At 62.6% G+C, this 15,046-nt stretch carries 11 protein-coding genes; 6 read left to right on the top strand and 5 right to left on the bottom strand.

Going from position 1 to position 15,046, the window contains the following annotated elements:
• Positions 1-61 precede the first annotated feature (61 nt).
• Together Q4G24_RS02440 and Q4G24_RS02435 are read left to right on the top strand one after the other, a co-directional pair.
• Positions 62-1,774, top strand: a complete 1,713-nt coding sequence (locus Q4G24_RS02440) for an AMP-binding protein (protein WP_303364916.1) — start codon at positions 62-64, stop codon at positions 1,772-1,774.
• 236 nt (positions 1,775-2,010) lie between these two features.
• A complete protein-coding gene (locus Q4G24_RS02435; protein ID WP_303364915.1) occupies positions 2,011-4,449 on the top strand; it encodes a membrane-bound PQQ-dependent dehydrogenase, glucose/quinate/shikimate family in 2,439 nt (812 codons plus the stop codon).
• Between the two features lie 90 nt (positions 4,450-4,539).
• Here Q4G24_RS02435 and Q4G24_RS02430 read toward each other — a convergent pair whose 3' ends face one another.
• From Q4G24_RS02430 to Q4G24_RS02420, 3 genes are read right to left on the bottom strand one after another with little or no spacing between them, the layout of a single operon-like run.
• Positions 4,540-5,262: a gamma-glutamylcyclotransferase gene (locus Q4G24_RS02430; protein ID WP_303364914.1), complete on the bottom strand. Its 723-nt coding sequence runs from the start codon at positions 5,260-5,262 to the stop codon at positions 4,540-4,542.
• 31 nt (positions 5,263-5,293) lie between these two features.
• Positions 5,294-6,766 carry a nucleobase:cation symporter-2 family protein gene (locus Q4G24_RS02425; protein WP_303364913.1) on the bottom strand — a complete coding sequence of 491 codons (1,473 nt, stop codon included), beginning with the start codon at positions 6,764-6,766 and terminating at the stop codon, positions 5,294-5,296.
• A gap of 31 nt (positions 6,767-6,797) precedes the next feature.
• Entirely contained in the window at positions 6,798-7,622 is an 825-nt protein-coding gene (locus Q4G24_RS02420) for a bifunctional allantoicase/(S)-ureidoglycine aminohydrolase (RefSeq protein ID WP_303364912.1), read from the bottom strand.
• Positions 7,623-7,800: 178 nt separating this feature from the next.
• On the opposite strand from Q4G24_RS02420, the gene Q4G24_RS02415 reads away from it, so the two are divergent.
• Both Q4G24_RS02415 and Q4G24_RS02410 read left to right on the top strand, forming a co-directional pair.
• Positions 7,801-9,072, top strand: a complete 1,272-nt coding sequence (locus Q4G24_RS02415) for a 4-aminobutyrate--2-oxoglutarate transaminase (protein WP_303364911.1) — start codon at positions 7,801-7,803, stop codon at positions 9,070-9,072.
• 122 nt (positions 9,073-9,194) lie between these two features.
• Complete coding sequence (locus tag Q4G24_RS02410; protein WP_303364910.1) at positions 9,195-11,336, top strand: esterase-like activity of phytase family protein; 2,142 nt, start codon at positions 9,195-9,197, stop codon at positions 11,334-11,336.
• Here the strand turns inward: Q4G24_RS02410 and Q4G24_RS02405 are convergent.
• Positions 11,326-11,508, bottom strand: a complete 183-nt coding sequence (locus Q4G24_RS02405; RefSeq protein ID WP_303364909.1) for a hypothetical protein — start codon at positions 11,506-11,508, stop codon at positions 11,326-11,328. The genes Q4G24_RS02410 and Q4G24_RS02405 overlap by 11 nt on opposite strands.
• Here Q4G24_RS02405 and Q4G24_RS02400 point away from each other — a divergent pair.
• Both Q4G24_RS02400 and Q4G24_RS02395 read left to right on the top strand, forming a co-directional pair.
• Positions 11,498-12,700, top strand: a complete 1,203-nt coding sequence (locus tag Q4G24_RS02400) for an efflux RND transporter periplasmic adaptor subunit (protein WP_303364908.1) — start codon at positions 11,498-11,500, stop codon at positions 12,698-12,700. The genes Q4G24_RS02405 and Q4G24_RS02400 overlap by 11 nt on opposite strands.
• A gap of 11 nt (positions 12,701-12,711) precedes the next feature.
• Positions 12,712-14,649, top strand: a complete 1,938-nt coding sequence (locus tag Q4G24_RS02395) for a MacB family efflux pump subunit (RefSeq protein WP_303364907.1) — start codon at positions 12,712-12,714, stop codon at positions 14,647-14,649.
• Positions 14,650-14,735: 86 nt separating this feature from the next.
• Here Q4G24_RS02395 and Q4G24_RS02390 read toward each other — a convergent pair whose 3' ends face one another.
• The gene (locus Q4G24_RS02390) at positions 14,736-15,023 is read right to left on the bottom strand and encodes a hypothetical protein (RefSeq protein WP_303364906.1); all 288 of its coding nucleotides are present in this window, start codon (positions 15,021-15,023) and stop codon (positions 14,736-14,738) included.
• Between the last annotated feature and the right edge of the window lie 23 nt (positions 15,024-15,046).

Here is a 15,046-nt window from a genome sequence, read left to right as displayed (position 1 = left end):
CACTTGCAAAATTGAACTCTCGTTCATTTACTGAACCCCGGAGGAATCAGGGGAGGGGTTCATGGCCGTTTATCATCAGGCACCGCGCAACGAACACGAAAGCCGTGTCGCCGGGCGCACCGATCTGCCGCTGCGGGATGAAACGATCCCGCAACTTCTGGCGGCAGCAGTCGCGCAAGACCCGGATCACGAGGCGCTGGTGTTTCCGCAATTCGATATCCGCATGAGCTATCAGCAGTTTTCCGACGCGGTGGACCGGCTGGCCACGGCGCTGCTGAACCTTGGCATCGCACGCGGCGACCGCGTGGGGATCTGGTCGCCCAACCGCCCGGAATGGGTGCTGACCCAATTCGCCACCGCCCGCATCGGCGCGATTCTGGTGAACGTGAACCCCGCCTATCGCGTGGGAGAGCTGGAATACGCCCTGCGCCATGTCGGTGTGCGCTGCCTGATTCTGGCGGAACAGTTCAAATCCTCGCATTACGTCAACATGATCCAGCATCTTGTGCCGGAGCTGATGTTCTGCGCGCCCGGTGCGCTGATGGCGGCGAACCTGCCCGACCTGCGCATCGTGGTGCGGATGGGAACCAGCACCTCGACGCCGGGGATGCTGAACTTTCCCGATCTGGCGGCAACGCCCGCCGATATGGCGCGACTGGACGCGATCACCCGCACCCTGCACCAGACCGACCCAATCAATATTCAATTCACATCCGGCACCACCGGCCTGCCCAAAGGCGCAACCCTGACCCACCGCAATATCGTCAACAACGGCCATTTCGTAACCGCGACGATCGACTTCACCGCCGCCGACCGGCTGGCGATTCCGGTGCCGCTGTATCACTGCTTTGGCATGGTGATGGGGGTGCTTGGCTGCGTCAGCAAGGGCGCGACCATGGTCTTTCCGGGCGAAGGTTTCGACGCCGATGTGGTGCTGAACGCCGTTGCGGATGAACGCTGCACCGGGCTTTACGGTGTGCCGACGATGTTTTCCGCCATGCTGGATTCGGTGGGTTTCGCGCATCACGACCTGTCCAGCCTGCGCACCGGCATCATGGCGGGTGCGCCCTGCCCGATCGAGGTGATGAAACGGGTTCAGCGCGACATGCACATGGAACAGGTCACGATTGCCTATGGTATGACCGAGACCGCGCCGGTGTCGTTCCAGTCTCATACCGACGACCCGGTGGACAAACGCGTGACCACCGTGGGCCGCATCCATCCGCATCTGGAGGTCAAGCTGGTGGATGAGGCCGGCCACACCGTCCCCGTCGGCCAGAAGGGCGAGCTTTGCACCCGCGGCTATTCGGTGATGACCGGCTATTGGGGCGAACCTGCCAAGACCGCTGACGCCGTTGATTCCGACGGCTGGATGCATACCGGCGACCTGGCGACGCTGGATGCCGAGGGCTATTGCAACATCGTCGGCCGGGTCAAGGATATGCTGATCCGGGGCGGCGAGAACATCTATCCACGTGAGATCGAAGAATACCTGTTCCAGCACCCCGCAGTACAGGCCGCGCAGGTCTTTGGCGTCCCCGATGCCCGCTTTGGCGAGGAGGTCTGCGCCTGGCTGGTCCTGAAACCCGGCGCAGAAACGGACGAAGATGAAATCCGCAGCTTTATCAAAGGGCTGGTCGCCCATTACAAAGTCCCGCGCTATATCCGCTTCAAGGACGAGCTGCCGATCACCGTCACCGGCAAGCCGCAAAAGTTCATCATGCGCCGCGAGATGTGTGCCGAATTGGGCATATCGGAATTGACCACCGCCTAGGATTTTCTGACCGGCATTAGGGGTTTCTTAATACCCCTGTGCCTATGCTGCCCCTGAAAGGGGAATCAGCGTGTCACGATCACGGCGAAATCAACATTCGGCCCGCCCGGCCTCTGCGCCGGGCGCAAGGCTGCATTGCGTTCTTAGGCTTTGGGCTGGACCTTTGGGCCAACAGGGGTTAGCGGGGCGGCGATTTGCCGCAGCTTTGGCGGCCTCACGCAATCCCAAGGTGATTTATGTCTGAAACACTGACACCTGCCCGCCCATCTCTGCTGGCGCGGCTGTGGCTGTATCTGCTGGGGGCCGTGTTGCTGACCGCCGGCCTGTTCTTTGTAATTATGGGCGCGCGGCTGGTGATGCTGGGCGGCAGCCCTTATTTCGCAATCGCAGGCTCGGTGATTATCGCCGCCGGCGTGCAGGTGCTGCGCGGGCGGCCTTCGGGCGTCTGGCTGTTCCTGCTGGCGCTGGCTGGCACCGTGATCTGGTCGCTGTGGGAAGTGGGTCTTGACTACTGGGGCCTGATCTCCCGGCTGCTGGCAATGGTTGTGGGCGCGGGCTTTGTGCTGATGTCGCTGCCGATCCTGCGCCGCAATATTGGCGCAGCAGCGCGCCCAGCCCTGCCGGTGGCGGGTGGACTTGGCCTGCTGGCTGCGGGGATCGCGGGCTTTGGCTCGATGTTCGTGTCCCATGCCACCATCCCGACCAGCGCCCCGGCAGCGCAGCGCGTGGCCGTAACACCTGAAACCGAGCAGCGCGACTGGGACCATTACGGCAATGACGCCGGTTCAAACCGCTTCGCGGCGCTGGACCAGATCAACGCTGATAACGTCGATCAGCTTCAGGTCGCATGGACCTTTCAGCATGGTGATGTTCCGCAATCCACCGGCGCCGGGGCCGAAGATCAGATGACCCCGCTGCAAGTGGGCGACAAACTGTTCCTCTGCACCCCGCATAACAACGTGATTGCAGTCGATGTGGACAGCGGCGAACAGATATGGCGCCATGACGTAAACGCCAGCGTCGGCGGCGTCTGGGAACGCTGCCGGGGTCTGGCCTATTTCGATGTGAATGAGCCGGTCGTGCAACCCAGCGTTCCCGGCTCGACCCCGGTGACGCCGGTTTCAGTGGCGCCGGGTGCGAATTGTAAGCGCCGTATCCTGATGAACTCGATCGAGGCAAAACTCTATGCCTTTGACGCTGACACCGGCGAAACCTGCCAGGGTTTCGGCACCGATGGCGTGGTCGATCTGAAGGAAAACATGGGCGAGATCCTGAACCCCGCCTATTACACGCTGACCTCGGCCCCGACCGTTGCCGGAACCACGGTTGTGGTGGGCGGCCGCGTTGCCGATAATGTTCAGGTCGATATGCCGGGCGGCGTGATGCGCGGCTTTGACGTCATCACCGGCGCACAACGCTGGGCCTTTGATCCCGGCACCAGCGATCCGAACCGGGTGCTGACCGAGGGCGAGACCTACAGCCGCTCCAGCCCGAATGTCTGGGCCGCGATGTCCTATGACCCGGCGATGAATACGGTGTTCCTGCCGGTCGGCAGTCCTTCGGTCGATCTGTGGGGGGCCTCGCGCACCGCGCTGGATCACACCTATGGGGCTTCGGTTCTGGCACTGGATGCAACCACCGGCGCACGCAAATGGGTCTATCAGACCGTGCATAACGATCTGTGGGACTTTGACGTGCCGATGGCACCGACCCTGATCGACTTCCCGCGCCCCGATGGCAGCAGCGTTCCGGCGCTGGTGGTGGCCACCAAGGCCGGGCAGATCTTTGTGCTAGACCGCGCGACAGGCGAACCGCTGACCGAGGTCACAGAGGTGCCAGTCAAACCCGGCACCATCCTGAACGAGCCTTATGCACCGACGCAACCGCTCTCTGTCGGGATGCCGCAGATCGGCGCACAAACGCTGGTCGAATCGGATATGTGGGGGGCGACGCCCTTTGACCAGCTGATGTGCCGGGTGCGGTTCAAATCCATGCGCTATGACGGGCTTTACACGGTGCCGGACACTGATTTGTCGCTGTCCTTCCCCGGCTCGCTTGGCGGGATGAACTGGGGTGGCCTGTCGGCAGACCCGAACAACGATCTGATCTTCGTGAATGACATGCGGCTTGGTCTCTGGGTGCAGATGTTCCCGCAAGAGGTGGGCGAAGGTCTGTCAGACGGGGGTGAGGCACCGAATACCGGCATGGGCCAGGTGCCCCTTGGCGGGACACCCTATTCGGTGGTCAAGGATCGCTTCCTGTCGCCACTGGGGATTCCCTGTCAGAAGCCGCCTTTCGGCACTATGACCGCCATCAACATGAAAACCCAGCAGATCGTCTGGCAGGTGCCGGTCGGCACGGTGAAGGACACCGGCCCGATGGGGATTCGCATGGGTCTGCCGATCCCGGTCGGGATGCCGACGCTGGGCGGCTCGCTGGCCACGCAGGGCGGGTTGCTGTTCTTTGCCGGGACGCAGGACTTTTATCTGCGCGCCTTTGACACCGCCACCGGCGCCGAGGTCTGGAAAGCCCGCCTTCCGGTCGGCAGTCAAGGCACGCCGATCACCTATAAATCTCCCAAGACCGGGCGGCAGTATGTGGTGATCTCGGCCGGTGGGGCGCGGCAATCGGCAGATCGGGGCGACTATGTAATCGCCTATGCGCTGCCGGAATAAATCTGCGCCTTTGGTTCAATGACTGGAAAAGCCCCGCCTTTGGCGGGGCTTTTTGCCTCCGGCGGGGATATTTGGGGACAAAAGATCGGGTCAGCCGTGCAACTGGCGGATTTCCTGCGCGACCAGATCCTGCAATGTCCAAAGGTTGCGGTCATGGATGCCGTAAGCGGCTAAATGCAGCACGGTATTGTAAAGATATTCCGCGCATGAGCCAACCGGACCGCAAGCGCGGGCCAGCACATGCGCCACCTGATGCAGCGGCATTTTGCTGGCAATGCGCGGACCCTTTGGCCCGGCCCAGAAGATCAGCGCCCGCTTACGACCTTCGGGTGTATGAACAGAGGACCAGCGGATCATCGGGATATTTTCGTGATAAGCGATTTCACGGGCAATCATCCGGCGCAACTGGTTTTCCGCATCCCCATCCGGTGTGCGATAGATCATCCCGTCGCAGCGCCCGCCGCGTTCCAGCGCCATCATCAGCCCATATTGTTCAGGCGAGCCGCGCCAGCGGTTCATTTTCAGACAAAAGGACCGATGCCAGCCAAAAGCCGTGGCCCGCTGGCTGTCCACCGCATCGAAATCAGGCTTCCAGATCAGCGAGCCATAGGCGAACACCCACAACGGCCCGTCACATTCCGCCGCAAAACGGGCGGCCAGCGCGTTCGTTTCGTCATCAGACAGCGGTGTCCATCCGGGTTCTTCGCCCAAATCCGGCATATCCCGCAGGGTCAGCCGCACCAGTTCCGGCGTCAGCGACATCTGGCGAACGGGGGCGGCGTTGGGGATATGGGCGATGAAATCCTCGGGCATGGGGGGTCAGATAGACCCCCAGCCCTGCATGTCAATGCCCGCCGTCGCTGTTCATGGCAGCGTCACGCAACTGGCTGGCATCGCCCGCCGCACCGTTGAAAAACGCATTCAGCCCCACCGCCGAAACCGAGGCCAGAAGAATCCCCGATTCGATCAGCGGGTGGATGGCGTGGGGCATCCACATGCGGAAATCAGGCGCAACCAGCGGGATCATCCCCATACCAAGGCTGATCGCCACGATGAACAGATTATAGCGATTCACCTTGAAATCCACCGCCGAAAGGATGCGGATGCCGGTTGCGGCAACCATGCCGAACATCACCACGCCAGCACCACCAAGCACCGCCGTCGGAATGGATTCGACCAAAGCGCCAATTTTCGGGATCAGCCCCATCACCAGCATAATCACCCCGCCCGCCACGCAGACATAGCGCGAGCGCACCCCGGTCACGCCAACCAGCCCGACGTTTTGTGAAAACGACGTATAAGGAAAGGTGTTGAACACCCCGCCGATCAGTGTGCCAAGCCCATCGGTGCGCAGGCCCGCGGTCAGCATTTGCGGGGTGATGCGGCGGCCGGTCATCTCGCCCAAGGCCAGAAACATGCCGGTCGATTCGATCATCACCACAATCATCACCAGCACCATGGTCAGGATCATCACCGGGTCGAAAATCGGCATCCCGAAATGAAACGGCAGGATCAGCTCGAACAGCGGGGCCTTGGCCACTTTGTCATAGGGCATCAGCCCCATCACGCTGGCCAGCATGCAGCCCGCGACAATCCCGACCAGAACCGCGATGTTGGAAAAGAAGCCGCGGGTGAACCGGGCGACCATCAGCACCACGGCCAGAACTGCCGCCGAAATTGCGATATTGACCGGCGCGGCATAGGCCGGGTTCGGCTGGCTGGCGGCCAGCGCCAGACCGGCGGGGCGTTCGGGTGCGCCGGGCAGGGCCGTGACCTGCACCAGCCACTCGGCCTGCGCGGGGTCCACCAGTTTCGGCGCGGTCGGGCCGACCGGCACCCCAAAAATCCAGTTGATGCCAATGCGCATCAGGGTCACACCAATCACCAGAATGATCGTCCCCGTCACCACCGGCGGGAAAAACCGCAACATTCGCCCGATCAGCGGCGCAATCAGCATCCCGATAATCCCGGCGCCGATAATGGCGCCAAAGATCAGCCGCGCGCCTTCGGTTCCGGGGTTGGCCTGCGCGATGGCAACCATCGGCCCGACCGATGCAAAGGTCACGCCCATCATCACCGGCAACCGGATGCCGAACCACGGACCTGCGCCAAGCGACTGAATGATCGAGACAATCCCGCAAACAAACAGATCCGCCGAGATCAGGAACGCCACCTGCTCCGCATCCAGTTGCAGCGCCCGGCCAACGATCAGCGGCACCGCCACCGCACCCGCATACATCACCAGCACATGCTGCAGCCCCAGCGTGAACAACGGGCCGGGCGGCAGCACGGCGTCAACGCCATCAGTTTTTGTCATTTCACTTCCCTGTCGGTTTTGTTGTTTTATTTCACAGTTTCAGCGGCATATGCCGGTTTACGTCCTTATACAGCAGATAGCGGAATGGTCCCGGCCCACCGGCATAACAAGCCTGCGGGCAAAAGGCGCGCAGCCACATGAAATCACCGGCCTCGACCTCGACCCAATCCTGATTCAGCCGATAAACCGCTTTGCCTTCAAGCACATAGAGGCCGTGTTCCATCACATGCGTTTCCGCAAAGGGGATCACCCCACCGGGTTGAAAACTCACGATATTGACATGCATATCATGGCGCAGATCGGCGGGATCGACAAAGCGAGTGGTGGCCCATGCGCCGTTTGTGTCAGGCATTGGAACCGGGGCGACATCGGCCTCATTCGTGACAAAGGCTTCGGGAACGGGCAGCCCGTCAACCAATTGATACCGCTTGCGAACCCAGTGGAATTGTGCCGGGGTATCGCCGCTGTTGCGCAGACTCCAGACTGCATCCGGCGGCAGATAGGCATAGCCACCCGGCACCATCTGATGCACCTGGCCCGCCAGCGCCAGGGTCAGGCTGCCCTGGGTCACGAACAACACCGCCTGAACCCCGGCCTCGGTTTCGGGCCGGTCTGATCCGCCGCCGGGAGCCAGTTCAGCGATATACTGACTGAACGTCTCGGCAAAACCCGTCATAGGTCGGGCGATGACCCAGAACCGCGCCTTGTCCCAAAACGGCAGATAGCTGGTGACAATATCGCTGAAAGTGCCGCGCGGAATCACCGCATAAGCCTCGGTGAACATCGCACGGTCAGTCAGCAATTGCGTTTGTGGCGGCAACCCGCCCTGGGGCGCGTAATAGCGGCGGTCGGTCATGGTATCCCCTTGAGTCCTGCGTCTTTAATCAAAGCGTCAAGCGACGGAAAGGCAAGGGAAATGCCCACAACCGGGCAGTCGGCGCATAATCTGCCCGATTTCCGGGCAGCGCCGCGAGTCCCCTTGATCCACCCCGCTATTGAGCTAGTCTGACGACAGGTTCCAAAGGGGGTTTTCCATGTCCAACGCCGCGCTTCTTGCCCGCCGCTCTGCCGCTATTGCGGGCGGGGTTGGCTTTGCCACACCGATCTTTGCCACCCGCGCAGAAAATGCCGAGCTTTGGGACGCTGACGGGCGGCGCTATATCGACTTTGCAGGCGGCATTGCGGTGCTGAACACCGGCCACCGCAATCCGCGCGTGATGGCCGCCGTTCAGGCACAGTTGGACAGCCTGACCCACACCTGCCATCAGGTCGTTCCCTATGAATCTTATGTGCTGCTGGCGGAAAAGCTGAATGCGCTGACGCCGGGTCGCTTCCCCAAGAAAACCCTGTTCGCCACCACCGGGGCCGAAGCCGTGGAAAACGCGGTCAAGATCGCCCGCGCTTATACCCGCCGCGATGCGGTGATTGCCTTTTCCGGCGGCTTCCACGGGCGCACCTTCATGGGCATGGCGCTGACCGGCAAGGTTTTCCCCTATAAGGCCGGGTTCGGGGCGCTGCCTGCGGATGTGTGGCACATTCCGTTCCCCTCAGCGATGGAAGGCGTCACCACCGCCGATTCACTGGAGGCGCTGAACCGGCTGCTGAAATCCGATGTGGACCCGGCCCGCGTCGCGGCCATCATCATCGAACCCGTGCAGGGTGAAGGCGGCTTTAACCCTGCGCCTGCCGATCTGATGCGCGGGCTGCGGCAGGTCTGCGATGCGCATAGCATCCTGCTGATCGCGGACGAGGTGCAGACCGGCTTTGCCCGCACCGGCAAGTTGTTCGCCATGGATCATTACGACGTGGTGCCTGACCTGATGACCATGGCGAAATCGCTGGCCGGGGGCTTTCCGCTGTCCGCCGTGACCGGCCGGGCCGAGGTGATGGATGCGCCGCAGCCCGGCGGGCTTGGCGGCACTTATGCCGGCAACCCGCTGGCCATTGCTGCCGCGCTGGCCGTGCTTGAGGAGATCGAGGCCCGCGACCTGTGCAGCCGCGCAAATGCGCTTGGCGAACGCCTGACAGCCCGGCTGAAAGCACTGGGCAATGAGGCCCCCGAGATCGTGGACATCCGCGGCCCCGGTTTTATGACGGCTACCGAGTTCCGCGATGGCGACGGCACGCCCCTGCCCGATCTGGTCAACCGCATCCGGGCCGAGGCGCTGGAGCGCGGGCTGATCCTGCTGTCCTGCGGGGTGCATGGCAATGTCATCCGCTTCCTTGCGCCGCTGACCATCGAGGACGCGACCTTTGACGAGGCGCTGGACATTCTGGACGATGCAATCCGCGCCGCTCGCGGATAAATCGCAGCCAGATCAGCACCTTGCACACAGGCGCTGATCTGCCACAAAAATGTCATACTGCGGTCACGGTGCCGTTACATCGCCGCATCAGAAACCCTCTGCTATCGCAATGAGGATTTCCGATGCTTCGCCTGACCCTTTGTTCCGTGCTTGCCCTTGCCGCCGCCCCCGCCGTGGCCGAGCCGGTGTTCAACCGTATTTCCAGCTTTCCCACCATCGCCAATATGGCGGCGGGCGAGGATCAGACCCGCGAGACCTCGGCCGAGATCATCACCGCGACCGAGGATGGCAACACGCTGATCTATTCCGACAGCCCGCTGGGTGTCATCGGTCTGATCGACATCACCGACCCGCGCGCGCCCAAGCCGCTGGGCAATATCAACGTGGACGGCGAACCGACCACCACCGTGGTCATTGGTGGCATGGCCTTTGTCGGAGTAAACACCTCGGAATCCTACGCCAACCCGTCGGGCGCGCTGCGCAGCGTGAACATCGCGGACCAAACCATCACGGCAAGCTGTGACCTTGGCGGCCAGCCCGATTCGGTGGCCCGCAACGCCGAAGGCACCCTGCTGGCGGTGGCGATCGAGAATGAGCGCGACGAGGACGCAGGCGATGGCGGGCTGCCGCAGATGCCCGCCGGTTTCGTGGTGACGATCCCGGTCGTCGATGGTCAGGCAGATTGCGCGAACCTGCGCAAGATCGACGTGACCGGGCTGGCCGACGTTGGCGGCGAAGACCCGGAACCCGAGTTTCTGGCCTTTAACAGCCGCGGCGATCTGGCGGTCACGTTGCAGGAAAACAACCATATCGTGATTATCGGCGCAGATGGTCAGGTCAGCAGCCATTTCAACGCGGGCAGCGTCGATCTGGACCAGATCGACACCAAGCGCGACGGCCAGATCACCCCGACCGAAAGCCTGACCAATATTCCGCGCGAACCCGATGCAATCGGCTGGCTGACCGATGACCTGCTGGTGGCCGCGAACGAAGGCGACTGGAAGGGCGGCAGCCGTGGCTTCAGCGTCTGGGACCGTGAGGGCAATGTGGTCCATGATTCCGGCGCGGAACTGGAACATTGGCTGATGCGGCTGGGTCACTACCCGGACAAACGCTCCGACAAAAAGGGCGGTGAGCCGGAATCGGTGCTGGTTGCGGAATATGACGGCCAGAAATACCTGTTCGTCGCATCCGAGCGCGGCAGCGTGATCTTTGTCTATGCCGTTGCCGCCGACGGCAGCCTGACCCCGCTGCAAGCCCTGCCCTCGGGGATCAGCCCCGAAGGCATGGTCGCCATTCCGGGCCGCAACCTGTTCGCCAGCGCGAATGAGGCGGATCTTGGCGATGACGGCGCCGCCCGTGCCCATGTGATGATCTATGAGCGCAGCGAGGCTGCCCCGGCTTATCCGTCCATTGAGGCAACTGATCTGACGCCATGGGGCGCGCTGTCCGGACTGGCCACTGACCCGGCGGACGCAACCCGGCTTTATGCGGTCAGCGACAGCTATTACGCCGCCGCACCCGCGATTTTCACCATCGACGCCAGCCAGACCCCGGCGCAGATCACCGGCCGGGTGATCGTCACCCGCGACGGCAAACCCGCTGAAAAGCTGGATCTGGAAGGCATCACCAGCGACGGACAAGGCGGCTTCTGGCTGGCCTCCGAGGGCAACCCGGAAAAGGAAATCCCGAATCTTGTGCTGCATGTTGATGCCTCGGGCGCGATCCAGCAGGAAATCGCCCTGCCCGACAGCCTGATCGCCAACGCCACCCGCTTCGGGCTGGAAGGTATCACGCTGGTGGACGGCAAGCTGTGGCTGGCGGTTCAGCGCGACTGGAAAGACGACGCCAAGGGTCAGACCAAACTGCTGCAACTGGACCCGGCGACGGGCGAATGGGCCGGGGTGCGCTATCCGCTGGACAGCGGCGAAGGCTGGGTCGGCCTGTCCGAAATCACCGCCCATGACGGCTATCTGTATCTGATCGAGCGCGACAACCAGATCGGTGACAAGGCCGTGCTGAAGGCCATCACCCGCGTATCGCTGGACGGTCTGATCCCTGCCCCGCTGGACGGCGACCTGCCGCTGGTGGCAAAGGAAACCGTGCGCGACCTGATCCCGGACCTGAAATCCACCGGCGGCTATGTGCTGGATAAGGTCGAAGGTCTGGCCATCACCCCGGACGGAACCGCCTATGTCGTGACCGACAATGACGGTGTGGATGACAGCTCGGGCGAGACGATGTTTTGGTCCTTCAAGCTGTAAGCTGGCTGACATTCCCGAAACGCGCCGGTTCATCCCCGGCGCGTTTTTCCTTTTTCCTGCCCCAGATGGAAACCGTTTGGCTTTCATTTCGGTTCTTCGGGCTATAGGCGGCAATCTGGACGCCTTTGTCCCACAACCGGAACGATCCCGAAAGAACGCCCATGCGCCGCAAGATTATCCTTTTGCTTTTGCTTGTGCTGGCCGCTGTTGCAGGCTGGTGGTGGTGGCAGGGCCAGCAACCGGCCAGCACCACTTATCTGACCGCGCCAGTCAGTCGCGGCACCGTGGAAGTGACCGTTGCCGCCGAAGGCACGGTCAAACCGACCAATCTGGTCGCCGTGGGGGCGCAGGCATCGGGGCGGATCATCCGGCTGGCGGTTGGACTTGGCGACCGGGTGGTGGCGGGCGATCTGATTGCCGAGATTGATTCCGTCAATCAGGAAAACGCCCTGCGCACCGCCGAAGCCACGCTGGCACAACTTCAGGCGCAGCGCCTTGAACGACAGGCCAGCCTGTCGCTGGCAGAAAAAACCCTGTCCCGGCAGCAACAGCTTGTCCGCAACCAGACCGTCGCCCGCAGCGATTACGACAGCGCCGAGGAGGCCGTCGAGGCCGCCAAGGCCCAGATTGCCGCACTGGATGCGCAGATCATCTCGGCCGAGGTCTCGATCAGCAATGCACAGGCCAATCTTGACTATACCCGCGTGACTGCCCCTGCTGACGGCACCGTGCTGGCGGTGGTCGCGCAGGCCGGGCAGACGGTGAACGCGGTGCAATCCTCGCCCACCATCGTGGTGCTTGGGCAGCTGGATAAGATGACCGTTCAGGCCGAAATCTCCGAAGCCGACATCGCCCGCATCAGCATCGGACAGCAGGTGCGCTTTTCCCTGCTGGGGGACAATGCGCGGCAATATGAAGGCGTGCTGGAAAGCATTGCCCCCGCACCGCGCAGCATCATCAATGACAGCGCAATCAATTCCAGCAACACTGATACAGGGTCGGATTCCGCCGTCTATTACATCGGGGAAATCCCGGTGGATAATGCCGACGGCCACCTGCGCACCTATATGACCGCCGAAGTCACCATCGTTCAGGGACAGGCGGCGGATGTGCTGACCATCCCCGCCACCGCGCTGGGCCGCCGTAACCCGGACGGCAGCTATCAGGTGCGGGTGCTGGTGGATGGGCAGCCGGAAACCCGCAATGTCACCACCGGGCTGAATGACAAGGTGATCGTGGAAATCACCGAGGGCCTGCGCGAAGGCGAACAGGTCATCACCGGCGAAGCCGACGGCACAGCCATCAATTCCGCCACCGCCCGCCGGGCGCAGGGCATGATGGGCGGCCCGCCCATGGGCCGCTGAGGGAGCGGATCATGGCTGAACCGATCATCCGCATTTCCGGCCTGACCCGCGATTACCCATCAGGCGACGGTGTGTTGCAAGTGCTGAAAGGCATCGACCTGACGATTGAACCGGGCGAGTTCGTGGCCATCATCGGTGCCTCGGGGTCGGGGAAATCCACGCTGATGAACATGATCGGCTGTCTGGACCGGCCTTCGGGCGGCAGTTACCTGCTGGACGGGCGCGAGGTTGCGCGGCTGAACCCCGAGGAGCTTGCGGCCCTGCGGCGCGAGTTCTTTGGCTTTATCTTTCAACGCTATCACCTGCTGGCAGAACTGACCGCGCTGGGGAATGTCGAGGTTCCGGCGATCTATCGCGGCACTCCCGCCGAAGCTCGCCATGCACGTGCCGCCGAGCTGCTGACCCGGCTGGGTATGGGCGAGCGGCTGGACCACCGCCCCGGCCAGTTATCCGGGGGCCAGCAGCAGCGGGTTTCGATTGCCCGCGCCCTGATGAATGACGCGCGGGTAATTCTGGCAGACGAACCCACCGGCGCGCTGGACAGCCACAGCGGCGAGGAAGTCCTCGGCATCCTCAAGGAACTGAACCGCGACGGCCGCACCGTCATTCTGATTACCCATGACCCGAAAATCGCTGCCCGCGCGGATCGGGTCATCGAGATCAGCGACGGTCGCATCATTGCCGACCGCCGCGGGACCGACCCCCCCGCCACCGCGCTGGAAACCAGCACCCCCGCCCGCGCCACCGTGCCGCTGGTCGGGCGGCTGACCGAGGCGCTGCGCATGGCCTTTCTGGCGATGCGGGCGCATAAGCTGCGCAGTTTCCTGACCATGCTGGGCATCATCATCGGCATTGCCTCGGTCGTGTCGGTGGTGGCGCTTGGCAATGGCACGCAGCAGCAGGTCTTACAGAATATCAGCGGGCTAGGAACCAATACGCTGCAAATCTATCCGGGCCGCAACTTTGGTGACATGCGGTCGGGCCGGGTCACGACGCTCGTGTCATCGGACGGGGTGGCGCTGGCGCGGCAGGATTTCGTTGCCTCGGTCAGCCCCACGGTTTCCAGCAGTCAGACGCTGCGGAATGGCTCGACCGAGGCCAGCGCACAGATCAGTGGGGTGAATGAGGATTATTTCGACGTGGCCGGCGTCAAACTGCTGCAAGGGCAGGTCTTTGACGCAGCCGATGTCACCGCCATGTCGCAGGATGTGGTGATCGACCAGAACACGCTGACAACCATGTTCCCGGATGGCAATGCCGTGGGCAAATTGCTGATGGCAGGCAAGGTTCCCCTACGGGTGATCGGCGTGGGCGAGGCCAGCAGCAGCGGCCCCGGCGGCAGCCAGAACCTGACCATCTGGGCACCCTATACCACGGTGCAGGTGCGCTATATCGGCACCACCAGCGTCAGCGGACTGACGCTTCGGGTCAAGGACGATGTGGACATGACGCTGGCCGAGCAGTCGGTCGAAAGCATCCTGACCCAGCGCCACGGCACCAAGGATTTCTTTATCATCAACAATGACCAGATCCGGCAGACGATCACTGCCACCACCTCGACCCTGACCCTGCTGATTGCGGCAATTGCCGTGATTTCGCTGATCGTCGGCGGCATTGGGGTTATGAATATCATGCTGGTGTCGGTGACGGAACGCATCGGGGAAATCGGGTTGCGCATGGCCGTGGGCGCGCGGCAATCCGACATCAAGGCGCAATTCCTGATCGAAGCGGCGCTGGTCTGCATGATCGGCGGCGCGCTGGGGCTGGCGCTGGCGCTTGGCTTTGGCTGGCTATTCGAGGCGCTGAGCAGCGATTTCAAGCTAATCTATTCGACCGGCTCGATGGTGGCGGCGCTGGTCAGTTCAACCGTGATCGGGCTGGCCTTTGGTTATCTGCCCGCGGTGCGTGCATCGCGGCTGGACCCGGTGGAAGCCTTGGCCAAGGGTTGAATAACGTCCCCGCCGGAAAAGGACGCGTGCCGCGTCCTGGCCTCCGGCGGGGATATTTCTGGACAAAAGATGCTGGTGCGCCGCGTTTATTGGGCGGGTGCCTGCGTTTTGGCGACGCGGGTGCCGGTGCCTTCGCCACGCATTTCGGCATAACCTTCCTGACGGCACAGCGCGTCAGCGGTTTCCACCGACATGCTGGCCGGACGGTTGATCGAGCGGTCCCACGTCACTTGCCGGGCCGTGTAAAGCTGGCAAGTTACCGGGCCAGCCGCAGTTTGCAGCAGAACCGGATCGGTTTCATAGTCTTCGGGCGTGATGGCGCAGGCGGTCAGGGTCAGACCGGCGGCAACAAGGATGGCAGCTTTTGCGAACATTACATTTCTCCGTTAAATATAGC

Origin of the sequence: Paracoccus sp. (in: a-proteobacteria) (assembly GCF_030538695.1) — a bacterium.
GTDB lineage: Bacteria > Pseudomonadota > Alphaproteobacteria > Rhodobacterales > Rhodobacteraceae > Paracoccus.
Note: the sequence above shows the minus strand (reverse complement) of the source record. Positions and strands in the feature narration are given on the sequence as shown.

What these genes read in the sequence shown, in the direction of transcription:
- Q4G24_RS02440 (WP_303364916.1), top strand. Translation starts at nt 62, where the DNA reads ATGGCCGTTTATCATCAGGCACCGCGCAACGAACACGAAAGCCGTGTC.
- Q4G24_RS02435 (WP_303364915.1), top strand. Translation starts at nt 2,011, where the DNA reads ATGTCTGAAACACTGACACCTGCCCGCCCATCTCTGCTGGCGCGGCTG.
- Q4G24_RS02430 (WP_303364914.1), bottom strand. Translation starts at nt 5,262, where the DNA reads ATGCCCGAGGATTTCATCGCCCATATCCCCAACGCCGCCCCCGTTCGC.
- Q4G24_RS02425 (WP_303364913.1), bottom strand. Translation starts at nt 6,766, where the DNA reads ATGACAAAAACTGATGGCGTTGACGCCGTGCTGCCGCCCGGCCCGTTG.
- Q4G24_RS02420 (WP_303364912.1), bottom strand. Translation starts at nt 7,622, where the DNA reads ATGACCGACCGCCGCTATTACGCGCCCCAGGGCGGGTTGCCGCCACAA.
- Q4G24_RS02415 (WP_303364911.1), top strand. Translation starts at nt 7,801, where the DNA reads ATGTCCAACGCCGCGCTTCTTGCCCGCCGCTCTGCCGCTATTGCGGGC.
- Q4G24_RS02410 (WP_303364910.1), top strand. Translation starts at nt 9,195, where the DNA reads ATGCTTCGCCTGACCCTTTGTTCCGTGCTTGCCCTTGCCGCCGCCCCC.
- Q4G24_RS02400 (WP_303364908.1), top strand. Translation starts at nt 11,498, where the DNA reads ATGCGCCGCAAGATTATCCTTTTGCTTTTGCTTGTGCTGGCCGCTGTT.
- Q4G24_RS02395 (WP_303364907.1), top strand. Translation starts at nt 12,712, where the DNA reads ATGGCTGAACCGATCATCCGCATTTCCGGCCTGACCCGCGATTACCCA.
- Q4G24_RS02390 (WP_303364906.1), bottom strand. Translation starts at nt 15,023, where the DNA reads ATGTTCGCAAAAGCTGCCATCCTTGTTGCCGCCGGTCTGACCCTGACC.